We start from the raw sequence: 22,472 nt of genomic DNA, 5'->3' as shown, positions 1-22,472 counted from the left end.
CATTTTATGGAAATCTCATTAGTACACGAATACACCAAGGAATTAATTGCTACAGGAGTTTTAGGAATTTTGCTGATTATATTGCGGATAATTTCAACAAAACTGGTGCGTCGCTACGCAAAATCAAACCAAACGCTGGAACACAGAACCAATTTAGTCATCAAATACATTCATTTATTTATTCATATACTGGTAATTGTTGCTTTAATAATAATTTGGGGAGTACAGACTAAAGATATTTTTATTGCTCTTTCTTCAATTACAACCGTTGTAGGAGTTGCAATGTTTGCTCAATGGTCTATATTAAGTAATATTACCTCCGGTATTATTTTGTTTTTTTCTTTTCCTTTTAAAATTGGTGACGTTATAAAAATCCACGATAAAGATTTTCCAATTGAAGCTGAAATAGAAGATATTGGTGCCTTTCATGTTTTCTTAAAAACGATTGATGGGGAAAAAATTATTTATCCCAATAATTTGCTATTGCAAAAGGGAATATCTATTCTAAAAAATCATTTTGAAAATAAGGAATTCGTAGATTAATTTATAACTTTATGAATGATAATGTCACAGTCAATATTAAAACTATCAATTGGGAAGTGACAATTATATAACTAATGCTATAAAATATGTAATACATTAAATTTTTTAATATTACATATTTGTGAGTTGAATAATAATTAGTTTAAAATACAAATCAAAAAAAATATGAATGATATCCTAAAATTTCCATTTTATGCTAAATTATCCTTGACTTTGTTGGGTTTAATTGCTATTATCTTTATTTTTTATATTGGTCAAGACATATTGATTCCTGTAATGATGTCGTTTTTATTTGCCATTTTGTTGTATCCTATTGTTAAATTTTTCAAATCAAAACTTCGTTTTCCGCATGTGCTTGCTGTAATGATTGCCGTGATACTGTTTGTCCTAATTTTTATAGGTCTTTTTGTGTTTCTTTCCTTTCAAATCAGTGATTTTGCCGATGATTTTGATAAAATTGAAAGAAATATAAACATTCATCTTAGTAATATTCAAGTGTTTGTGAGAGATAATTTTAATGTAAGTTCGAGAGAACAAAAGCAGTATATGGACAGTGCTACTCAAGATTCGATGGAGAAAGGAAAAGAAATCATTGGAACTACCTTAATGTCATTTACCGATACTTTGATAAATTTAACTTTAATTCCAATTTATACTTTTTTAATTCTTTTATACAGAACTCATTTTTTACTGTTTTTATCTAAATTATTCAAAAAAGAAAATCACGAACAGTTAAAAAACATTCTAACAAATATAAGAGTTGCAATCAACAGTTACATTGTAGGTTTGATTATCGAAATGATTTTAATTTCAGTAATGACAACACTTGGATTTATGCTTATTGGTATGAAATACGCCATTTTATTGGGAATTATTACAGGAATTTTAAATCTAATTCCTTACATAGGAATTCTTTTTGCCGGTGTTTTAAGTATTGTAGCTTCGCTTACCGGTTCTCCTGATTTATCAATAATTGTAGGTGTAATTGTCATTACAATCGTCGTTCAACTAATTGATAATAATGTGATTGTTCCTTTGATTGTAAGTTCCAAAGTTGAAATAAACGCATTTGTATCAATTGTGGGAATCATCATTGGCGGAGCAATTGCCGGAGTTTCAGGAATGTTTTTAGCACTTCCGATACTTGCAGTTCTCAAAGTGATTTTTGACAGAGTAGAATCATTGGAGCCTTGGGGTTACTTAATGGGTGATCACTTACCTAAAACCTATACTTGGCGTAAAATTAAATTACCGCTGTTTGATTCCGAAGAGCCATCAGAAAAGATGATAATCAAAGCTGACGTTGTTGTTCCAGTTTTTACCGAAACGACCACTGAAAATGCCTCCAATCAAACTGATAAATAAGTGGGTAATTATTAATCAAATCAGTTTCGAATGCTGAATATCTAAAAGTTTTTTACGCAATCATTAAAACGTTTTCTGTACGTTTTCTTAGTCTTTTTCAGTTGATTCTTTAACAATGTATAAAAAAATAAAACTAGTTTTTTTTCTTATGTTCATCTGTTGTTCTGCCATTTCTTATGGGCAAGAAATAAAGGTTACGAAAGATTCTTCTAACGTTTACTACAATATTAGAAACTATTCAAAAAAGAATAAGTTTACCCGATTGATGCATAAAATAGTTTTTAGAACGCCAGTGATAAAAAACGAAATAACAAAAGAAGTCCAAAAAGACTACAGCGGTTTTGAAGGCAAAATTATAAGGAACATTACTATTCTTACACTCGATCCTTTTGGATATTCTGAAATTGACACTTTAAAAAAGCCTAAAAATTGGGCGGAAAAAAATGGGAATAAAATCCATATTAAAACCAACTCGCTTACGATAAGAAATTTATTGCTAATTAAAAAAAATAATCCGTTTGATTCATTATTAGTGAAAGAATCAGAGCGTTTGATACGAGCGCAACGATTTATAAATCGGGTGGATATTGCACCTAAATTAATTCCAAATAGCCCCGATTCCGTCGATATTGCTATCCGAGTTTTAGATTCTTGGAGTTTGGTTCCCAAAGGTTCGCTTTCAAGTTCAAGAATTAGTTTTGGATTGAACGAGCGTAATTTTCTAGGTTTAGGACATCAATTTGAAAATAAAATAAGAAACAGATTCAGTGACGGAAAAAGTGCCTACGCGGTTGCTTACACTATTCCCAATATAAAAAATACCTTTATAAATACCAAAGTCACCTACCAAATTGATTTAGACGGTTATTATGGAAAAAGTATCGCTATTGATCGCCCTTTTTATTCGCCTTTGACAAAATGGGCTGGTGGAGTTTATGTAGATCAGCAATTTAGAAAAGATACTTTACCCGATTCCAATTTAGTTTTTGCGTATCAGAATTTCAAATTCAATACACACGATTTTTGGCTTGGGCGTGCTTTTAGAATTTTCAAGGGTAATACTGAAAATGAAAGAACGACGAATCTTGTTGCGACAGGACGGTTTTTACATATTAAATACCAAGAAAGTCCTATTTTTGAATTTGATCGCGATGATTTTTATTCGAATGAAAAACTTGCACTAGTAGGAATTGGTATTTCATCACGTAAATTTATAAGAGACCGCTTTATTTTCAAAAATGGAATTATTGAGGATGTCCCCATTGGAAGAACATACGGAATAACAACCGGCTACCAATATAAAAACAGTTCTGGACGATATTATTTGGGTGGTCGCGCCACCTTTGGGAATTTTTACAAATATGGTTTTTTGAGTGCAAATTTTGATGTGGGAACTTTTTTTGAAAAAGGCATTACCAAACAGACGGCTTTTTCTTTTCAGGCTAATTATTTCACCAATCTGTTGACTCTTGGAAAATGGAAATTACGACAGTTTGTTAAACCACAATTAGTTATTGGTTCAAACCGCATGGATGCAATTGGAGATCAACTTTCGATTAATGAGAATTATGGTCTTAATGGTTTCACTATGGCAGAGTATGGGACCAAAAAAGCGTTAATGACTTTGCAAACCCAAGCTTATGCTCCATGGGATTTTTGGGGATTTCGTTTGAATCCTTTTTTTAATTATTCAATTGCTTTACTTGGGAATTCGAAAAAAAGCTTGACAGAGAGCAAAGCGTATTCTAAAATTGGAATTGGGTTCATCGTAAACAATGATTATTTAGTCTTTAGCTCTTTCCAAATTTCCCTTTCCTATTATCCAAGCATTCCTGGAAATGGCGAACATATTTTTAAAACGAATGCATTTGAGACGACAGACTTTGGCTTTCAGGATTTTGAATTAGCAAAACCAAGAACTGTAATTTATCGGTAAATAAACTACAACAGAAGTATAATTAAAAGCAATCAAAATCTTTAAATTGCTAATTTTAAAAATAATACAAATTACACTTCGGGCATGTTAACGTAAATTATATAATTAATTACCTTAATAGTGTAAGTTTTTGTAGCACATTATTTGTTACTTTTATCAGATAGAAATTTTTAATTAAAACCAAAAGAAATGAAAAAAGTTACCTTTTATTTAATGATGATGGTATTGTCATTGAGTGTTGTTCCTACGCAAATGTTAGCTGCTGAAAAAACTCCAACTTCGGTTTCAAGTACCCCAAAAGAAGTTCCTGCTGAAGTTAAAGTATTGCTTAATCGTCTAGACGAAATAAAAGCAATGGACAAATCTGAATTGACTTCAACAGAGAAAAAAGAATTACGTAAAGAAGTTCGTGCTATTAAAACAGAATTAAAATCTACAGGAAATGGTGTTTATTTATCTGTTGGAGCTATTATTATCGTTATTCTTTTATTGATTCTTTTGTTATAAATCAATAAAAATTAAAAATAGAAATTAGGAAACGGTAAATCGTTTCCTTTTTTTATGCAAGCCAGGATCAACATAAATTCTGTTATTATAGCTTGGCATACTTCTTGGTTTTAAAATAAAAAATAGTGACCTTAAAAGGACCTATAAAAAAAATAGTAATTAAAAATTTAAAAGATGAAGACATTAAAATTAATCGCCGCAATTATAATTCTTTTGGTATCAACCAATACGATACAGGCACAAGTTTCAGTAAATGTAAATTTAGGAAGCCCTCCATCGTGGGGTCCTGCAGGATACTCCTCAGTAGATTATTATTATTTACCAGATGTTCAGTCTTATTATGACATAAAAGCCAGACAATTTATTTATTTAGGCGATGGACAGTGGGTACGTTCCAGAAATTTACCTACCCAATACAGAAACTATGATTTATACAACGGCTATAAAGTAGTCTTGAATGATTATCATGGTTCAAAACCATATAGTAACTTTAACAAACATAAAGTTAAATATTTCAAGGGGTATAAAGGTAGTCCACAAAAAACAATTGGCATCAGAAAAGTTGTGGTTCGTAAAGCTTCATATAACCATGGAAACAACGCAAATGATGATTACAACAAAGGAAAAGGAAATAATGGTCATGGAAAAGGAAATAAAGGACATGGTAACGACAAGCATTAATACCGGAATATCCTGTCAAAAAAAAAGAACCTCCAAGCGAGGTTCTTTTTTTTTGGGGAAAATAATATACTAATGAAATCTTAAAAAAAAGTTAATTATTTCACGTTGGCACAGTTGTTGGAAAACGATAAACAGAAAATAAAAAGAGTTCCAATAAATAATTACAAAAAAATTTAAAAAAAGATGAGAACACTAAAATTAATTGCCGTAGGAATTATCCTTTTTGCCTCCAGTACAATACAAGCGCAAGTTTCAGTAAATGTAAATATAGGAACCGCTCCATCTTGGGGTCCAGTAGGATATTCGAACGTAGACTACTATTACTTACCTGATGTTGAATCCTACTATGATATTAGAGCCACACAATTTATTTATTTTGGTGGTGGAAGGTGGATTCGTTCCAGACAGTTGCCTAGTCAATACAGAAACTATGATTTATATAATGGATACAAAGTAGTATTAAATGATTACCATGGTTCTAGACCTTATAACAACTTTAGAAACCATAAAACCAAATATTATAGAGGATACCATCCTAGAGAACAAAGAAATATAGGATATAACAACGACCGCAGAGTGTATGTGAATAACAGACAATATGATAACCGTAAACAATACGACAACCGCAGACGTTACAGCAGTCATCGAGAAAATGATAATGATGATCATAGAGAAAATGATGATCATAAAGAAAATAAAAATTATAGACATGGTCGTGGGAATAAACATGGACATGGAAAAGATAGAGATTAAGCTTTAATATACCATCAAAAAAAGAGAGAAAACTACAATTAGTTTTCTCTCTTTTTTGTTCAATCGAACTATTATTCTTTAAAGAAAACTAAAAAAATTTCAGAAAAAAATATTTAATTCCTACATTTGAAGCTATTGCAAATTAAATTTAAAAGAATGCAAAAAAAACTCAGCCTAATCATTATAACAATTCTGGTTTGTTTTCAAATTACAACTGCGCAACAACCACAAAAATTAAATTCCGTTGAAATTTATCATCAAATTGAAAAGCTTAATTTTCTTGGATCAGTACTGTACATCGCAGCGCACCCAGATGATGAAAATACTCGACTAATTTCTTATTTATCCAATGAACAAAAAGCAAGAACAGGATATTTATCGTTGACACGTGGTGATGGCGGCCAAAACTTAATAGGAACGCAACTACGGGAATTATTGGGGGTAGTACGAACACAAGAACTTATTGAAGCCCGAAAAATTGATGGTGGAGAACAATTTTTTTCCCGTGCCAATGATTTTGGGTTTTCTAAAAATCCAACAGAAACCTTAGAAATTTGGGATAAAGAGAAAGTATTGGCTGACGTTGTTTGGGCCATAAGAAAATTTCAGCCCGACGTAATTGTCAACCGGTTTGATCATCGATCTCCAGGGACTACACACGGTCATCACACTTCATCGGCAATGTTGAGTGTAGAAAGTTTTGAACTGGCCAATAATCCAGCCATTTTTCCGGAACAATTGCAATTTGTAAAACCTTGGCAAACCAAGCGTCAGTTTTTCAATACCTCTTGGTGGTTTTATGGAACTCTCGAAAAATTTAATGCCGCTGATAAAAAGAACCTAATTGCAATAGAAACTGGCGTATATTATGCCGGTTTAGGAAAATCAAATCAAGAAATAGCAGCATTAAGTAGAAGCCGTCATCAATCGCAAGGTTTTGGCAGCACTGGTGCACGTGGCGAAGAAACAGAATATTTAGAGTTTATAAATGGAAGTGCTTTAACAGACAAAAAATCATTATTTGAAGGAATCGATACCTCTTGGAACCGCGTAAAAGGAGGAAAAGCAATCGGAGAATTGTTGACAATCATCAAAGCTGAATTCGATCATAATAATCCTGCGGCAAGTATTCCAAATTTGGCGAAAGCCTACACTATGATGAAAGCTTTAGATGAAAATCATTGGGCACCATTAAAATCTTCATCCGTAAAAGAAATTATAGCAGCCTGTTCGGGTTTGTATCTTGAAGCCGTAGCTCAAAATCAGGAAACCACTCCGGGAAGCACTATAAAACTGAAGCTTGAAGCCATTAACAGAAGCGGCGTACCTATTCAATTAATGAGTGTGACCGCTCTGCCAAATCAAATTAATACACCTCAAAATCGGGATTTAAAAAACAATATTCTAAACAATATAAACCTGGATTTTAAATTGCCCGAATCAATTAACTACACACAACCATATTGGTTAAAAGAAAATGGAACCGTGGGAATGTATGCCGTAAATCAGCAACAAAACATAGGGATTCCAGATATTATTAGGGAAACGAAAGTGGTGTTTAACATTCAAATCTACGGAATAGAAATCCCATTTGAACGAACTATTGTTTATAAATACAATGATGATGTAAAAGGCGAAGTGTATAATTATCTGGATATTGTTCCTGAAGTTACCACTTCAATAATTGACAAAGTACTGATTTTTAAAGACACCAAGATTAAATACGTAGGCGTAAAAATTAAAGCTGGGAAAGATGCCGTAAAAGGAAATCTCCAACTGGAACTGCCTGAAAACTGGAATGTTTCTCCTAAATCAATTCCATTCAATATCCAAAAAAAGGGAACCGAGCAAATTGTCTATTTTGAAGTAATTGCACCTAACAAATCCGAAGAGGCAACAGCAAAAAGTGTTGCAATTATTGATAACAAGCAATTTGACAAAGAGCAAATCATCATTAATTACGACCACATCACTAAACAGCAAGTTTTAAAATCGGCTGAAGCCAAATGCATTAAAACGGATTTAAAAACAAATGGTGAAAAAATCGCATACATTATGGGTGCCGGAGATGAAGTTCCTAGCAGCTTAACACAATTGGGCTACATTGTTACCCTGCTAAAACCCGAAGAAATAACACCTGAAAAATTAGAAAATTTTGATGTCGTGATAACTGGTGTTCGTGCTTACAACACCGTTGCGGCATTGGCAAATAAGCAAAACATTCTTTTTGATTTTGTAAAAGCTGGAAAAACAATGCTAGTTCAATACAATACTGCCGGTGATCTTGTAACCGATAATATTGCACCTTATCCGTTGAAACTGTCCCGCGACAGAGTAACGGAGGAAGATGCCGAAGTCCGATTTTTGGCAGCAAACCATCCGGTTTTGAATTTCCCAAATAAGATTACCACTAAAGATTTTCAAGACTGGAAACAAGAGCAAGGTTTGTATTATCCAAGTGAATACGACAAAGCCTTCACTCCTATTCTATCTTCAAATGATAAAGGAGAAACACCAAAAAATGGTGCTTTACTGATAGCTCAATATGGAAAAGGCCATTACATTTATACAGGTTTAAGCTTTTTTAGAGAATTACCTGAAGGCGTTGCCGGTGCCTATAAATTAATTTCAAATATCATCTCGTTGAAATCATCCGAAACTATTCCTGCAAAAAATATAAAGCACTAACGCTACCAAAAATGGAAACAAAAAAAATAAAAACCTGGAAAAAGAACTACACATGGGTGCTTGTGGCTAATGCTATTTACATCTTGATCTTTTGTCTCATCATGAAATTATACTCTTAAATTATGCAATTATTTGATTGGATTATACTCGTAGTTACTTTACTGTTCATAGTAATTTACGGTGCTTGGAAAACCAAAGGAAGTAAAAATGTAGAAGACTTTATACTGGGAAATAATGAAACACCGTGGCATGTTGTGGGACTTTCCGTGATGGCGACCCAAGCTAGTGCAATTACGTTTCTTTCCACTCCGGGACAAGCATATCATGACGGAATGGGATTTGTACAATTCTACTTTGGATTGCCTATTGCCATGGTGGTAATTTGTGTCACCTTTATTCCTCTGTATCACAAATACAAAGTTTACACGGCTTACGAATACCTTGAAAAAAGATTTGATTTAAAAACCCGTTCTCTTGCAGCCATTCTTTTCTTGTTCCAAAGAGGTTTAGGAACTGGATTGACCATTTATGCGCCAGCGATTATTTTATCGGCACTATTGGGTTGGAATCTTACTTACATGAATATTATAATTGGTGTATTGGTAATCATTTATACTTTTTCGGGCGGCACAAAAGCGGTGAATGTAACTCAAAAACAGCAAATGTTTGTAATCATGTCCGGAATGTTCATCACATTCTTTCTGATATTGCATTATTTACCAAATGATATGACATTTACCAGTGCTTTGCATATTGCCGGCGCGAATGATAAAATGAACATTGTCAATTTCTCTTTTGACCCGGAAGAAAAATATACTTTTTGGAGCGGAATCACAGGCGGTTTTTTCCTTGCGTTGGCTTATTTTGGAACGGATCAATCTCAGGTAGGACGTTATTTATCCGGAAGATCTGTTCGGGAAAGTCAAATGGGCCTGATTATGAACGGACTCTTAAAAGTACCGATGCAGTTCTTTATTTTACTTACTGGAGTAATGGTTTTTGTTTTTTTTCAATTCAATCCTGTACCGTTAAATTTTAATCCAAACAACAAAGCCATGATTGAAAAATCGGCTTTCAAAGGCGAATACAATGCTTTGGAGAAAAAACTAGACGATTTATCGGAGGATAAAAAAGTGATTAATCTTTTGTACATCGATCAACTCAATCAAGATTATGACAATCCAATCCTTCGAAAAGAATTAGTGGCTTTGTCCAATAAAGAAAAAGATTTAAGAGATCGAGCTAAAGAAATAATTATAAAAGCTGATAGCAATAGTGAAACGAATGACAAAGATTATGTATTTTTTCACTTTATTCTTAACTATTTACCCAAAGGACTTATAGGATTATTGCTGGCTGTTATCATTTCAGCAGCAATGTCATCAACCGCTTCCGGACTGAATGCATTAGCATCCACTACTGCAATAGATATTTACAAACGAAATGTCAAAGAGGAAAAATCAGAAAGGCATTACCTTTACGCTACCAAATTCTTTACCTTATTATGGGGAATTATTGCGATACTTTTTGCCTGCATCGGGACGCTGTTTGAAAATTTAATCCAATTGGTAAACATCATTGGATCTATATTTTACGGAACTGTATTGGGAATTTTCCTGGTTGGTTTTTACATACACAAAGTTCAATCAAAAGCTATATTTTACAGTGCTGTTGTCAGTCAACTTACTATTTTTATCATTTACTATTACGCGATTTACATCTTTCCAAGCGGTGAGGAAAAATTGGGTTATTTATGGCTTAATTTCATCGGAGCAATGTTAACGATAGTAATTTCGTTGCTGTTACAATGGACGATTTTCAGAAAACAGAGAGGGATTACTGCTTAAATAAAAGTACTGTCGCTCTTTAATTTCTGAACTAAATGATTGTGTTTTAGTTTCGTAAATCTATTAACTTAAGATTTGCAAATCATAATGATGGTATCCTTTTATTTTTAAAAATACTGGAATATTTATTAGTAATATTGTCATTCCGATGAAGACGGAATCACACAATCTGAATTACGTAAGGAGATTTCCATTTCCTCAAAATGACAAACCGCGCGATTGTTTATTAAGGTTATTACAAAAATAAAATGGTATTAGGCGCTACATTTAAAATGATAATGCCTGATTTTTCAAACAAAAAAAATCCCGTTTCATCTATTTGAAACGGGGTTTTCTTGTAAAAAAATTAAAATAATTAGTTCTTACTCCATTCTGCGATACTGTCTTTATTCATTTTTACGTAATCTTGGTTTTTAGCAATTTCAGCCGCCGCAAGAGATAATTTCGCAGTTTCGATTGCTCCTTTTTTATCTCCAAGTTTGGCTTGAATCAATGACTTTAATCTATTAAACCAAAACGGTTTATCTTTACTCATATCCAATGCTTTGTTTACATAAACCAAAGCTTTTGCATTATCCCCGTTCGATTGAAATAAAAATTGAGCGGCAGAAAAATAATCTGCAGCAACTGGTCCCGCTAATGCTTTCTCGATGTTAGCTGTTGCTTTTTGTTGTGTAGGCACTTCAAATTTTAACGCTGCATAAGAGTTCTCCCAATATATTTCTAAAAAGGCAAAATTGTTGTCTAAACCACTAATTCCCATAGTAAATGTTTCCACACTTTTATTTAAAGTTTCTGGCTTAACTGTAGCTCTAAGTGCTACATTTTCTTCTTTCCACTCTTCTGGATTACCCCAGTTATCAGTAGTTTTATAAAAAATTATTTCCCAGCTTTCTATTTTTGGAATTGTGTACAACGAATATTTTCCTTTTTTCAAAGTTTTTCCATCAATAATTACATCGTCGCTGAAAGATACGGTTGTGTTTTCATTCGCTCCTGTTCTCCAAACTTTTCCAAAAGGAATTAAATTACCAAATACGGCTCTTCCTCTTGCACTTGGTCTTGAATAATTAATTTCTACATCTGTCAAACCTACTGCTTGCATGATGGTAGATTTCGGACTTGATTGAGGTGTTTTAACTTGTGCCTCAATAGTGAAATTTGCTATAATAATGGCAAATACAATGATTATTTTTTTCATGTTTCAAATTTTTATGTTTCCAAATTTACAAATTCAGTCGCTTTCTATTGTTAATTATTTCTTAATTTAGACTGAATATCCTTAAGCATATCAAAACCCAATTCATTAAAATGATTAATTACAACATCAGCTTCTGATAAATCTTGAGCTTCAGAATGAATACTGTTGTAGCCCACACAAAAAATCCCGGCAGCTTTCGCCGCTCTTATTCCATTCGTACTGTCTTCAATGACAATACAGCTCTCTTTTGGGGCAATTGACAAACTAGCGGCATGTTCAAAAATAGCAGGATCTGGTTTCGATTTTGGAAAATCTTCTCCGCTTACAACATGCGTAAAATACTCATGTAATTTAAACCGGCTAAAAACTCGCTCAATAGTAACTTTGGATGCTGAAGAAGCCAGAATCAACTGCATTCCGTTTTGATGCAGTTCTTTAATTAAACTTTCAACACCTTCCAGTAATTCCAAATCAGCTTTACTGTCAAAAGCATCATTAAAAATATTGCGTTTTCTTTGAATCAAATCTTCAACTTCGTTTTCAATTACAAAAATCTCTTTCAATTTCTGAAATGTATTTCGAGTCGAAAAACCAGTAAATGAGGTGTACATTTCCTCCGTAACAGTAATATTTAATTCATTAAATTGTTTGAAATAAGCATAACGATGTACGGGTTCAGTGTCGACAATTACGCCATCCATGTCAAAAATTACGGTTTGTATCATTTGAAATTATAAATTATGAGTTATGAGTTTTAATCTTTAATACGAAGGCTAAAAATGAATACTATTTCTTTAGCAAATGACGAATCACGGTTTCTGCAGCGTACAAACCAAATAATCCCGGCATGTAACTGTTTGTCCCGTAAAATGACTTTTTAAAATTGGATCCGTCTGTCATTTTTAAACTCGTCTCATCTTGAATTTCAGAAGAAAAAACCACTTTCAATTTATCAATTTTAAATTCTTTCAATCGTCTTCGGATGGTTTTAGCAAAGAAACAATTCACCGTATTGGTAATATCGGTTACTTTCACTTTAGAAGCTTCCATTTTGCCGCCCGCGCCCATACTGCTGATGATTTTTACTCTTTTCCGCTTGGCGCCAATAATTAAATTCAACTTAGGAGTGACACTGTCGATGCAATCCAAAACATAATCAAACTCCTCTGAAACAATTTCGAAAGCGCGCTCCGGCGAAAGAAATTCTTGCACGCGAATCAATTTCAACTCTGGATTAATGTCCATTAATCGATCCCCAACAACAGTAATTTTGGGTTGTCCCACAGTAGAATGTAAAGCAGGTAATTGTCGGTTTACATTAGTAATGTCAACTACGTCACCATCTACAATAGTCATATTTCCCACTCCTGCTCTTGCCAAAAATTCAGCCGCAAAAGAACCAACACCACCCAGTCCTACAACCAATATATTTGCATTTTTCAAATTATCTAAACCTTCTTTTTTAAATAAAAGTTCGGCTCTTTCTGTCCACTCTGCCATTTTTTTAATTTATTGTTTAATGTTTAAAGTTCTAAAACTTTAACGCTTTTATATTTAAAATCTAATCTTGAATACTTCCAAAAAATTATTATTCACCATTTTCTGTATTTCTTTAACGGAAATTTCTTTGTATTTTGCTGCCAATTCATAAACTGCTTCAATTCCTTCCTCCACCGTATCAGTCTCCAGAAAAAATCGATTATTGGGAACGCTTTTAAAAACAGCTTCTAATTCCTTATTTATCAATAAATATTTCCCAAACGAAATATAAAATCCATTGTCCACTAATTGTTTTGCAAGTTGTGCGTTTTTTGAAAATCCATGAATCAGCATTGGAACTGAAATATTCAATTTTTTCTTAATTGCAATTAATTCCTGAAAAGCCGCGACGCAATGTATCACTACTGCTTGTTGATGTTTTTGTGCCAAAAGCAATTGCTTTTCGAAAACCATTTGTTGCAATTCCATCGAAATTTCGATGCGCTTGTCCAATCCGCATTCGCCAACAGCGAGGCAATTTTTCTCTTGTATTTTACTTTCAATTACAGCCAAATCAGCCTCTATTCGTTCCTCAACGATAAACCACGGATGAATTCCGATGGAATAATGCGGAATTGTTGCATCAAATTCCTGCGGATATTGATTTACTATTTCCAACACATTGAGTTGATTAGTCCATTTGTGCGTATGCAGATTAAAGAATTCCATTAGTCGTGAAACTTTTTGACTCCAGCTTTTATCTCAACATCTAAATCATTTTCCAGAGGAACCTTTGGACAAGAATACTTGTAATTATAGGCACAATACGGATTGTAAGAGGTGTTAAAATCAATCACAATCGTATCTCCTCTCGGAATTCTTAAATCAATGTACTTTCCGCCAATGTAACTTTCGGCACCCGAAGTCAAATCAGAAAACGGCAGAAATAGATAGTCTTTGTATTCCTTCTTTTTTGAAAGTTCAATGTTTTTATAGACATTCAGTTCAAAATCACGACCGTTAATTGTAAAGTAAAGTTCTCCATATTTTACATACAAAGGTTTTCTGTCCGTTGAAGTTTCCATCTCAAAAGGTTTCTCTTTTTGGGTTCTTACCAATTTTGCTATCACAAAAAAAGTTTCGTTTGCAGGATAAAAATCCAGCGTTTTAAAAACCGCTAAATCTTCTGCAATCAATGGACTTGTCTTTGCATCAGCATATTCTGCGTTCAATTCCTTTTGGAATTTGGCTACAGCCGAAACATCAAATTTTTCTTGGCCGAAGCCAAAATTCAATTGCAATAAAAGAAGTAAAGTAAATAGTATCCGCATGTTTCTATTTTTATGCAAAAATAGTTTAAAAGTTACTAGGACACAAAGACGCATCGGTACAAAGTTTTCTACCTTTGCAAAATTATAACTTAGTATATGATCCAAACTGCTTTTCAACGTTACATAAATAATTTCAAAGGCTTTACCAGAGAGATTTGGATTCTTACACTCATCACTTTTATCAATCGTGCCGGTACAATGGTTTTGCCGTTTTTGTCCAAATATTTGAAAGAAGATTTGAATTTTTCCTACGCACAAGTAGGATGGATTATGGTAGCTTTTGGTTTTGGTTCTATGCTGGGTTCCTGGCTCGGAGGCAAATTATCTGATAAAATAGGTTTTTATAAAATAATGGTTTTCAGTTTGTTCACCAGTGGAATTCTGTTGTTTTTTGTACAATACATCCGAACTTTTTACGGATTATGCATAGGAATGTTTGTTATAATGACCGTTGCTGATATGTTTCGTCCCGCAATGTTTGTCTCACTCGCGACGTATGCCAAACCTGAAAATCGTACCAGAGCACTGACTTTAGTTCGATTAGCAGTAAATTTAGGATTTACCGCGGGACCGGCTTTAGGAGGTTTGATTATCATGAATTTAGGCTACAGCGGATTATTTTGGGTAGATGGAAGCTCTTGCATTGTATCTATTTTGATTTTCACCTTATTGGTAAAAGAGCGTAAAAGACCTGCCGATTTAAACACAGCAAATAGCGAAACCGAAATACCTGCTTCCGTTTTTAAAGACAAAATATTCTGGATTTTTCTCTTTATCTGTTTTATAACGGCGATGCTTTTCTTTCAACTTTTTACGACTTTACCGTTATATCACAATGAAAAATTTGGACTGACGGAGTTTCAAAGCGGACTTTTATTATCCTTAAATGGACTTTTAATTTTCTTTCTGGAAATGCCAATAGTCAGTTTTAGCCAAAGAAAAGATATCAATAAGCTCAAAATTATACTTTGGGGTTCGTTGCTGATGTCCCTAAGTTTCTATGTTTTAATGATCAATATGTGGGCTGGAATACTAATTGTCAGCATTTTTTTTATCACTTTTGGCGAAATGTTCATCTTCCCTTTTTCCAATTCTTTTGCGTTAAGCCGAGCACCAAAAGGGCATGAAGGCCGCTACATGGCCTTATTTACGATGAGTTTCAGTTTGGCACATATTGCGAGTTCTAAAACTGGTCTTCAAATCATTGCTACATTCGGCTATCAGGCAAACTGGTTTGTCATGGGTAGTTTAGGGATACTTTCTGTAGCAGGTTGCATTTGGTTGCAAAAACTTGTTCAAAAAGAACAAAATTAATTCCATTATCACTCTTTGGGCGTGACCCCATTCCTAAAAGGGGCAAAATAACTAGTTGCTTAAATTGCCCCTTTTATGAATGCGGTCGGGCTATTCGCGCTACTTTGGTAGCTAGCTACTATCCCTCACGCAACCTCTTTTTCAAAACAACATATCTGAAATTAATTGCTTCTGTATTTCCAAATTAACTCTCTGAACAATAAAAGCAAGTAACTTATATCCTTGATTTAAAAATCAAAATTAATAAAAACTAAAAAATTAGTTAAATAACTATAAAAACAGTTTGCAAACTATAAATATAGTTGTACATTTGATTCAAATAAAAAAATCATGCAAAAACTGACTAATAAAGAAGAGGAAATAATGCATATTTTATGGAAGCTCAAAAAAGCATTTGTAAGAGAAGTCATGGCGGAAATCACCGAAGATCAGCCTCACTATAATACACTTTCTACTATTGTTCGCAATCTGGAAGAAAAAGGTTTTGTGTCGCACAATGCTTTTGGAAACACGCATCAGTACTACCCTATCGTGAGTTTAGAAGACTACAGAAAACGTTTTATGAATACGGCCATCGATAATTATTTCAACAGTTCTTATAAAAATATGGTATCGCATTTTGCCAAAGAAGAGAAAATTTCTGCAGCTGAATTACGAGAGATTTTAGCAATGATTGAAAGTCAAAAAGGGGAAATATAAACTTTACAGTAACAACAGTAATTATGGAATCATTCTATCTTTATCTTCTCAAATCCAGTGGATTAATCGCACTGTTCTATTTGGCTTATTATTTTATGTTGCGAAAAGAAACCTTTTTTACGAGCAATCGCTGGTTTCTGTTATTGGGTTTGTTTACTGCCGTTCTTTTGCCGTTAGTGGTTTTAACAAAAATAATATGGGTAGAACCAACTCCTGTAAATTATGATTGGTCATCATTACCCATAAACACAATTGCTGATGAAGATCATACTGAAGAGTATATTTATTTGGGATTAGCGGTAATTTACTGTATTGGCACTTTGTATCTATTAACTAAATTCGGTTTTGATTTTTACAGTTTACAAAAAGTATTAAAAGGAAAAACCGTAAAACGTCAAGCTTATTTTAAATTTATAGACATACAAGAGAACCTAGCTCCTTTCTCTTTTTTTAATACTATTGTTTATAACTCTTCTTTATACAGCACCACCGAATTAGAAAATATTTTGGAACACGAAAAAGTGCATAGTGAACAAAATCATACTGTTGATGTATTAATTTCAAGATTGTTTTGTATTGTCTTTTGGTTTAATCCATTTATTTGGTTTTATAAAAAAGCAATTGTACAAAACTTAGAATACATTGCTGACGACGAAGCCACAAAAAAGATATCCGACAAAAAAGCGTATCAGTTTACGCTCTTAAAAATAACAACACACGAAAATTGTGTTGCCATTACTAATCATTTTTATCAATCATTAATCAAAAAACGAATCGTTATGTTAAACAAAAATCAATCAAAAAAATCGAATTCCTGGAAATACACACTTATTCTTCCTGTTTTAGTGGCTTTTGTATCTTTATTTCAAATTGAGGTAATTGCTCAGGAAAAAGTAAAAGAAGAAACCATCAAAGTGGAATCAAAACATCCGGTTACTACTGCTTTAGAAGTACAACAAGAAAAAGACAGTATTAAAAAAATAAAATCTCTGGTAGTCAATAATTACAAAAATGAAGGTATTGATCAAAATACAGAAATTTATATTGATGGAAAAAAAGTGAGCAAAGAAGAATTAGACACAACCAACCCAGATGACATAATCACAATGAATATCTCTAAGAATAATAACAAATCTATAGTAAGAATTGTAACGAAAGGTAAAACCGCAGAAAGTACAAGTATATTTAATTCTGAAAGACAAATGACGGATTTGGGATTAGAAAATGTGGATCCAAATAGTTTAAATATTCTTCAAAAACCAAAAAGTACTTACACGGTTACAAAGACAACGACAGAAAAAAATGGTGTTCCTGGAAATGCAGAATATTTTATTGACGGAAAAAAAGTAAGCCCGCTAGAGGCAGAAAGCATGAATCCGAATCACATAAGCTCCGTCAATGTACAAAAAGATGCTTCTTCAACTAAGAATTCAATCCGTATAATTACTAAAAGCTATTTAGACGGGAAAGAAATGTTCCCAGAGCCACCAACTCCGCCTATTGTTCCAACTTTTAAATTTAAATCCCCGAAAGCACCCCTTTTTCCCAAAGCGCCGAAGGCACCAAAAGGAGACCCCATGACAGGTGATAAAAAAGCTTGGAAAGAATTCGATAAAAAAATGGAAGACTTCGAGGCTAAAATGAAAAAACTAGAGCCTCAAATGGAAGCTTTCGATAAGCAAATGGCAGAATTTGATAAGAAAATGGAACCATTCAATAAAGAAATGGAAGTTTTTGAAAAAAAAATGAAAGTGTACGAACAACAAATGGAACAATATTATTCTAACTTGGAACGCGAAAGAAAAAAATAATAACTCCCCTAAATAGCCAAAAAAGACGGTCCTTATCAAGACCGTCTTTTTTTATATCTTTGTCTAAAACAAAACCGTATGTATAAAATCCTAGCACAAATCAACAAAGTCATTTTACCTAGTTTCACCAAACAGCGGTTAGATTTGGCGAAAGCCACGAAATGGCAAATGGCAATCATTGGTTTTAGATATTACGTTACCGCCCGTGCATTATCTAAGAAGTAATTGCAGCAAAAATTTCATTGCCTTTCATTTTTGATCTTCCATTTAGGAAAGTTAACTCCCTAAGGAAATTGCATTGCACGATTTCGCTAACCAATCGTTCCACTAATACGCAAACTGCTTTCTCCTTTCCCTAGTCGCTAATGCGTGATCGTGAAGTAAGATTCTATCTCCTTTTTGAATCGCATCGATATGAATTTCTAAAGTATCCATTCCATATACCAAATCGTCCGTTGCCGAAATGATTTCATAAGGTAACTTGTTAGGCTTTCGAACCGGAATAAAACCAGCATTTAATTCCTGTGCAATCAACATCCCAAAGAAAAATCTGCGACTCTTTACTTCTATTACAGTGTCCATTTTTTTATTTTTTAAGGATGAACGAAATATTCAAGGCATTTATTCCTTGTTTCGGGATCAATTAACAATGTAATAATGTCTTAGAAAAAATTCCTTCTTTGGGAAAACCCTGAATATCACGGATATAATTTTGCAACGCCATCTTTTTTTGTTTTTTTACAATTTTACACTTGCGAATTACACATTTATACCTATATTTGCACCCGCAAGCAGGATAATAAAACGGTTTGCGAAACGGCCTTGTGGCGCAACTGAATAGCGCACTTGATTACGGCTCAAGAGGTTACTGGTTTGAATCCAGTCAAGGTCACAAAACCCCAACAGATGTTGGGGTTTTTTTATGCATTGTATCGAAAAGTGTACTAAATCCGATAATTTTTAGATAAGGTACAAAAACATTAAAAAACAATACCTTTTCAAATCATTGATCTCCAATCCCAACTTCTAAATTGTCGTTAAGCTATATATTACGAAGAAAGCTCATAGAAAATGGACTTTACACAACTTATTTAGCTTTAAGAGCAATCACGATCGATAAATCGTATTTCAACTTGTTCAAAACTTACTAAACAGTGGAAAACCAATCTATTTGTTGAGTTTATTAAAATCTGTGTTTAAAATCTTTTTCAAAACTTAACTACAAAACACAAAAAAACCGTTTCTGCAGCAGAAACGGCTTATTTTATATCCATGTCCCGTCCTGAAATAGGTTGTCACTCAAACAACTTAATTTATGGAATCACAATCCCCGCAAAGACAAAAACGTAGTCAACGAGATTACAGCCTAGCTTTTAAATTACAAGTAGTTGCCGAAGTAGAAAAAGGCGAGTTAACCTATAAACAAGCTCAAAAAAAGTATGGAATCCAAGGTAGAAGCACTGTTTTGGTTTGGATGCGAAAACATAGTATCTTAGATTGGAAAGAATTACCATCTATGTCACAAAAGAATACTCCAGAACAACAAATAAAAGAGCTAGAATCTCTACTTTCTAAAGAAAAAGAAAAAGTATATGTCTTAAATGTTGCTATAGACATTGCCGACGAGTTATTGAAAACAGATATCCAAAAAAAGTATTTACCCAAACAATCAAAAAAACAAAATCCAAGATCCTAGGCATAAAGGGTATGTGTTTATTGTTTGGGATAAGCAGACAAGCCTATTATAAAAACAAAACTGATAGATTACAAAGACATTCTGAACTTTTAATTGTTCGTGACATGGTAATGAGAATACGTTGCGTTATGCCTAGGATAGGCACACGAAAGCTTTACTTTTTAATTAAAGATGAATTAGATGAGTTGAATATTAAAATAGGAAGAGATTTTTTATTCCATTTTTCGAGAGCAGAGCATTTACTTATAAAACCTAAAAGGAGCTATATAAAAACAACAAATTCAAAACATTGGATGAAGAAATATCCCAATTTAATTAAAAACATGGATGTCACAAAACCAGAACAGCTATGGGTTAGCGATATCACTTATATCAAAACCGATAAAGGACATGAATATTTAAGTTTAATTACTGACGCATATTCAAAAAAGATTATGGGTTATGAGCTTTTGGATAATCTAAGCACAGTAGGGCCTTTAAATGCGTTGGAGTTAGCTTTAAAGAACCGAAAATACAAACATGAATTAATTCATCACTCCGACAGAGGTTTACAATACTGTTCTGGTGATTATGTAAAAAAGCTTACTGAAAACAACATCAAAATTAGTATGACTGAAAATGGTGATCCTTATGAAAATGCAATAGCAGAGAGAATAAATGGTATTTTAAAGTATGAATTTTTACTGATAGATGGATTTATAAATCATGTACAGGCATTAAAAGTAATAAGGGAATCTATTGATATTTATAACCAAAATAGGCCTCTCTTAAGTTGTCAAATGTTAACGCCAAATCAGACGCTTTTACAACAAGTAATCAAATCAAAAAAATGGAAGAAAAAAACCTCGAAAGTTTTTACTTCAGAGGTTAATAATTAATGTAATTTTAAAATCTAATTCGTGTCAACTTTTTTCAGGATTAGACAAATTAATCTTCTTATTATTTGATTATAATTTCCTTTTTAGAATTTATTTTTACTACACAAAAGGGAGTAGTAAACGCTTGTGTAACCATACTTCCCGGTTCAGGATTTGTTTCCTTCACAGTTATGATTATATTTTTATCGGTTTCAACTACAGTGTCAATCCCTATATTATAACCACCAGTGGTTTTCTCTCCCATATTCAAAACAATAAAATTAGATTTATGAACATCATTAGCACTAATTTTATTTTTTAAATTTTCATCATTCTGCAGCATTTTAATTTCGTTTGGTTCCGAAAGAATCTCAAAAAAGCGAATATTAGCGCCGCCAGTTGTCTGTTGTGTCAAAACTTCATACAATTTATTTGTATCTGAACTTTTTGAAGAAGTAGCACCGCATGAAGCCAGAGATATAGCAAGTACTGATAGAATTACTTTTTTCATTCTTTATATTTTTTAATTAAATGGAATAGTTTCTGAAACTCATTCTCATTTCAATTTACAAATTCTAAAATTTATAAAAATTTATTAAGGGCTTTTTTATACAACCCTTCGTAAAGTGGCAAAATGTTTTTAATATCAAATTGTTTTGCAACTGTCAAAGCGTTTTCTTTAAATTGTTTAAGAACCACGTCATCCTGTAGAATTTTCAGGGCATTTTGAGCCATTTCTTCTATGTTTCCAACATCACTTAAGTAACCGGAAATACCATCATAATTTACCTCTGGCAAACCTCCGGAATTACTGGAAATAACTGGAACTTTACAAGCCATAGCTTCCAATGCCGCAAGTCCAAAACTTTCTGTTTCTGAAGGAAGCAAAAATAAATCTGTCAAGCACAGTATTTTATCAATTTCGTTACTGTTACCAAAGAAAATCACCTTGTCTAAAATCCCTAATTCCTGACATAAATATTCCGCCTTTTCTTTTTCAGGACCATCTCCAACCATCATCAATTTCGCAGGAATCTCCTTCTGAATGTTATAGAAAATTTTAATGACATCCGGAATTCGTTTTACTTTTCTAAAATTACTGATGTGCGTTATGATTCGCTCATTTTCCTTCGCCATAACCGAACGTTGACAAGGAATACTCGGGTCGTTCATGTTTTTATTCAATTCGATAAAATTTGGAATCACCTCAATTTCATTTTTTATATTAAATAATTTTAAGGTATCGTCTTTCAAACTTTGGGAAACCGAAGTAACAAAATCTGATTTGTTGATACTGAAAGTTACCGCTGGTTTATAAAAAGGGTGATTTCCCACCAATGTAATATCAGTTCCATGCAGCGTTGTGACCATTGGTATATTAATTCCTTCATCTTTCAACATTTGTTTTGCCATATATCCCGCATACGCATGTGGAATAGCATAATGAACGTGAAGCAATTCTATTTTATATAATTTTACCATATCTACCAATTTGCTTGATAAAGCCAATTCATACGGTTGATAATGGAATAATGGATATTCTGGAACGTTCACTTCATGGTAATGCACATTGGGGTTCAAAAGCGCCAAACGCACAGGCTGACTGTAAGTTATAAAATGTATTTCATGACCTCTACGAGCCAATTCCAGTCCCAGTTCTGTAGCGACAACACCACTACCTCCAAAGGTAGGATAACAAACTATTGCAATTTTCATGTATGTAATTTAATAAAACGAAATTAAGAAAAATAGGAATGGGTTTTA

20 protein-coding genes, 1 tRNA gene and 1 pseudogene are annotated in these 22,472 nt (G+C 33.1%); 14 read left to right on the top strand and 8 right to left on the bottom strand.

The features are described 5' to 3' along the window. The first annotated feature begins 6 nt into the window (after positions 1–6). The 8 genes from ACP7AQ_RS03825 (at position 7) to ACP7AQ_RS03790 (ending at position 10,320) form a co-directional block, all read left to right on the top strand. Complete coding sequence (locus ACP7AQ_RS03825) at positions 7–543, top strand: mechanosensitive ion channel domain-containing protein (RefSeq protein WP_426092280.1); 537 nt, start codon at positions 7–9, stop codon at positions 541–543. Positions 544–708: 165 nt separating this feature from the next. Further along, positions 709–1,908 carry an AI-2E family transporter gene (locus tag ACP7AQ_RS03820; protein ID WP_426094469.1) on the top strand — a complete coding sequence of 400 codons (1,200 nt, stop codon included), beginning with the start codon at positions 709–711 and terminating at the stop codon, positions 1,906–1,908. 148 nt (positions 1,909–2,056) lie between these two features. Continuing rightward, entirely contained in the window at positions 2,057–3,844 is a 1,788-nt protein-coding gene (locus ACP7AQ_RS03815; RefSeq protein WP_426094468.1) for a hypothetical protein, read from the top strand. Between the two features lie 189 nt (positions 3,845–4,033). After that, the gene (locus tag ACP7AQ_RS03810; protein ID WP_426094467.1) at positions 4,034–4,351 is read left to right on the top strand and encodes a hypothetical protein; all 318 of its coding nucleotides are present in this window, start codon (positions 4,034–4,036) and stop codon (positions 4,349–4,351) included. 174 nt (positions 4,352–4,525) lie between these two features. Then, positions 4,526–5,032: a hypothetical protein gene (locus tag ACP7AQ_RS03805; RefSeq protein WP_426094466.1), complete on the top strand. Its 507-nt coding sequence runs from the start codon at positions 4,526–4,528 to the stop codon at positions 5,030–5,032. Between the two features lie 183 nt (positions 5,033–5,215). Further along, entirely contained in the window at positions 5,216–5,785 is a 570-nt protein-coding gene (locus tag ACP7AQ_RS03800) for a hypothetical protein (RefSeq protein ID WP_426094465.1), read from the top strand. A gap of 156 nt (positions 5,786–5,941) precedes the next feature. Further along, positions 5,942–8,473, top strand: coding sequence for a PIG-L family deacetylase (locus tag ACP7AQ_RS03795; protein ID WP_426094464.1), 2,532 nt, complete (start codon positions 5,942–5,944; stop codon positions 8,471–8,473). A gap of 122 nt (positions 8,474–8,595) precedes the next feature. Then, complete coding sequence (locus tag ACP7AQ_RS03790; RefSeq protein ID WP_426092273.1) at positions 8,596–10,320, top strand: sodium:solute symporter; 1,725 nt, start codon at positions 8,596–8,598, stop codon at positions 10,318–10,320. A gap of 355 nt (positions 10,321–10,675) precedes the next feature. Here ACP7AQ_RS03790 and ACP7AQ_RS03785 read toward each other — a convergent pair whose 3' ends face one another. The 5 genes from ACP7AQ_RS03785 to ACP7AQ_RS03765 form a co-directional block, all read right to left on the bottom strand. Beyond that, complete coding sequence (locus ACP7AQ_RS03785; RefSeq protein ID WP_426063154.1) at positions 10,676–11,521, bottom strand: DUF2911 domain-containing protein; 846 nt, start codon at positions 11,519–11,521, stop codon at positions 10,676–10,678. A 50-nt stretch (positions 11,522–11,571) separates the two neighbouring features. Then, a complete protein-coding gene (locus ACP7AQ_RS03780; RefSeq protein WP_426094463.1) occupies positions 11,572–12,246 on the bottom strand; it encodes an HAD family hydrolase in 675 nt (224 codons plus the stop codon). A 61-nt stretch (positions 12,247–12,307) separates the two neighbouring features. Continuing rightward, positions 12,308–13,021 (bottom strand): tRNA threonylcarbamoyladenosine dehydratase, encoded by a 714-nt coding sequence (locus tag ACP7AQ_RS03775; protein ID WP_426094462.1) that lies wholly within the window; start codon positions 13,019–13,021, stop codon positions 12,308–12,310. 54 nt (positions 13,022–13,075) lie between these two features. Continuing rightward, positions 13,076–13,729, bottom strand: coding sequence for a TatD family hydrolase (locus ACP7AQ_RS03770; RefSeq protein WP_426094461.1), 654 nt, complete (start codon positions 13,727–13,729; stop codon positions 13,076–13,078). Beyond that, positions 13,729–14,331, bottom strand: a complete 603-nt coding sequence (locus ACP7AQ_RS03765; RefSeq protein ID WP_426094460.1) for a DUF1684 domain-containing protein — start codon at positions 14,329–14,331, stop codon at positions 13,729–13,731. Before ACP7AQ_RS03765 ends, ACP7AQ_RS03770 begins: the two co-directional genes overlap by 1 nt. A 96-nt stretch (positions 14,332–14,427) precedes the next feature. Between ACP7AQ_RS03765 and ACP7AQ_RS03760 the strand changes: the two genes are divergently transcribed. The 4 genes from ACP7AQ_RS03760 (at position 14,428) to ACP7AQ_RS03745 (ending at position 18,380) form a co-directional block, all read left to right on the top strand. Continuing rightward, the gene (locus ACP7AQ_RS03760; protein WP_426094459.1) at positions 14,428–15,645 is read left to right on the top strand and encodes an MDR family MFS transporter; all 1,218 of its coding nucleotides are present in this window, start codon (positions 14,428–14,430) and stop codon (positions 15,643–15,645) included. 330 nt (positions 15,646–15,975) lie between these two features. Beyond that, complete coding sequence (locus ACP7AQ_RS03755; RefSeq protein ID WP_426094458.1) at positions 15,976–16,344, top strand: BlaI/MecI/CopY family transcriptional regulator; 369 nt, start codon at positions 15,976–15,978, stop codon at positions 16,342–16,344. A gap of 23 nt (positions 16,345–16,367) precedes the next feature. After that, entirely contained in the window at positions 16,368–18,155 is a 1,788-nt protein-coding gene (locus ACP7AQ_RS03750; protein WP_426094457.1) for a M56 family metallopeptidase, read from the top strand. Positions 18,156–18,233: 78 nt separating this feature from the next. Then, entirely contained in the window at positions 18,234–18,380 is a 147-nt protein-coding gene (locus ACP7AQ_RS03745) for an SsrA-binding protein (protein WP_426063162.1), read from the top strand. Here the strand turns inward: ACP7AQ_RS03745 and ACP7AQ_RS03740 are convergent. Beyond that, positions 18,370–18,879: pseudogene (locus ACP7AQ_RS03740) on the bottom strand (adenine phosphoribosyltransferase). The gene ACP7AQ_RS03745 and the pseudogene ACP7AQ_RS03740 sit on opposite strands and share 11 nt — an antisense overlap. A gap of 94 nt (positions 18,880–18,973) precedes the next feature. Here ACP7AQ_RS03740 and ACP7AQ_RS03735 point away from each other — a divergent pair. Both ACP7AQ_RS03735 and ACP7AQ_RS03730 read left to right on the top strand, forming a co-directional pair. Next, a tRNA-Arg gene (locus ACP7AQ_RS03735) sits at positions 18,974–19,047 on the top strand. A 423-nt stretch (positions 19,048–19,470) separates the two neighbouring features. Then, positions 19,471–20,729 (top strand): IS3 family transposase gene (locus ACP7AQ_RS03730; protein WP_426094456.1). Its coding sequence is split into 2 segments (ribosomal slippage): positions 19,471–19,801 and positions 19,801–20,729, totalling 1,260 coding nucleotides; the frame shifts between segments, so codons are not numbered across the junction. 61 nt (positions 20,730–20,790) lie between these two features. On the opposite strand, the gene ACP7AQ_RS03725 is transcribed toward ACP7AQ_RS03730, so the two are convergent. Then, positions 20,791–21,219, bottom strand: a complete 429-nt coding sequence (locus ACP7AQ_RS03725) for a protease complex subunit PrcB family protein (protein ID WP_426094455.1) — start codon at positions 21,217–21,219, stop codon at positions 20,791–20,793. A 71-nt stretch (positions 21,220–21,290) separates the two neighbouring features. Then, positions 21,291–22,424, bottom strand: coding sequence for an N-acetyl-alpha-D-glucosaminyl L-malate synthase BshA (bshA, locus tag ACP7AQ_RS03720; RefSeq protein ID WP_426094454.1), 1,134 nt, complete (start codon positions 22,422–22,424; stop codon positions 21,291–21,293). Positions 22,425–22,472 lie beyond the last annotated feature (48 nt).

The sequence above is a fragment of the Flavobacterium sp. DSR2-3-3 genome, from assembly GCF_049896585.1.
Taxonomy (GTDB): Bacteria; Bacteroidota; Bacteroidia; order Flavobacteriales; family Flavobacteriaceae; genus Flavobacterium.
The sequence above is the reverse complement of the archived record's forward strand: the minus strand, read 5'-3'. Positions and strand labels throughout refer to the sequence as shown.

Coding starts and splice junctions, on each gene's coding strand:
- ACP7AQ_RS03815 (WP_426094468.1), top strand. CDS start 2,057: ATGTTCATCTGTTGTTCTGCCATTTCTTATGGGCAAGAAATAAAGGTT.
- ACP7AQ_RS03770 (WP_426094461.1), bottom strand. CDS start 13,729: ATGGAATTCTTTAATCTGCATACGCACAAATGGACTAATCAACTCAAT.
- ACP7AQ_RS03725 (WP_426094455.1), bottom strand. CDS start 21,219: ATGAAAAAAGTAATTCTATCAGTACTTGCTATATCTCTGGCTTCATGC.
- ACP7AQ_RS03760 (WP_426094459.1), top strand. CDS start 14,428: ATGATCCAAACTGCTTTTCAACGTTACATAAATAATTTCAAAGGCTTT.
- ACP7AQ_RS03825 (WP_426092280.1), top strand. CDS start 7: ATGGAAATCTCATTAGTACACGAATACACCAAGGAATTAATTGCTACA.
- ACP7AQ_RS03805 (WP_426094466.1), top strand. CDS start 4,526: ATGAAGACATTAAAATTAATCGCCGCAATTATAATTCTTTTGGTATCA.
- ACP7AQ_RS03780 (WP_426094463.1), bottom strand. CDS start 12,246: ATGATACAAACCGTAATTTTTGACATGGATGGCGTAATTGTCGACACT.
- ACP7AQ_RS03810 (WP_426094467.1), top strand. CDS start 4,034: ATGAAAAAAGTTACCTTTTATTTAATGATGATGGTATTGTCATTGAGT.
- ACP7AQ_RS03785 (WP_426063154.1), bottom strand. CDS start 11,521: ATGAAAAAAATAATCATTGTATTTGCCATTATTATAGCAAATTTCACT.
- ACP7AQ_RS03755 (WP_426094458.1), top strand. CDS start 15,976: ATGCAAAAACTGACTAATAAAGAAGAGGAAATAATGCATATTTTATGG.
- ACP7AQ_RS03800 (WP_426094465.1), top strand. CDS start 5,216: ATGAGAACACTAAAATTAATTGCCGTAGGAATTATCCTTTTTGCCTCC.
- ACP7AQ_RS03795 (WP_426094464.1), top strand. CDS start 5,942: ATGCAAAAAAAACTCAGCCTAATCATTATAACAATTCTGGTTTGTTTT.
- ACP7AQ_RS03790 (WP_426092273.1), top strand. CDS start 8,596: ATGCAATTATTTGATTGGATTATACTCGTAGTTACTTTACTGTTCATA.
- ACP7AQ_RS03820 (WP_426094469.1), top strand. CDS start 709: ATGAATGATATCCTAAAATTTCCATTTTATGCTAAATTATCCTTGACT.
- bshA (WP_426094454.1), bottom strand. CDS start 22,424: ATGAAAATTGCAATAGTTTGTTATCCTACCTTTGGAGGTAGTGGTGTT.
- ACP7AQ_RS03750 (WP_426094457.1), top strand. CDS start 16,368: ATGGAATCATTCTATCTTTATCTTCTCAAATCCAGTGGATTAATCGCA.
- ACP7AQ_RS03745 (WP_426063162.1), top strand. CDS start 18,234: ATGTATAAAATCCTAGCACAAATCAACAAAGTCATTTTACCTAGTTTC.
- ACP7AQ_RS03775 (WP_426094462.1), bottom strand. CDS start 13,021: ATGGCAGAGTGGACAGAAAGAGCCGAACTTTTATTTAAAAAAGAAGGT.
- ACP7AQ_RS03765 (WP_426094460.1), bottom strand. CDS start 14,331: ATGCGGATACTATTTACTTTACTTCTTTTATTGCAATTGAATTTTGGC.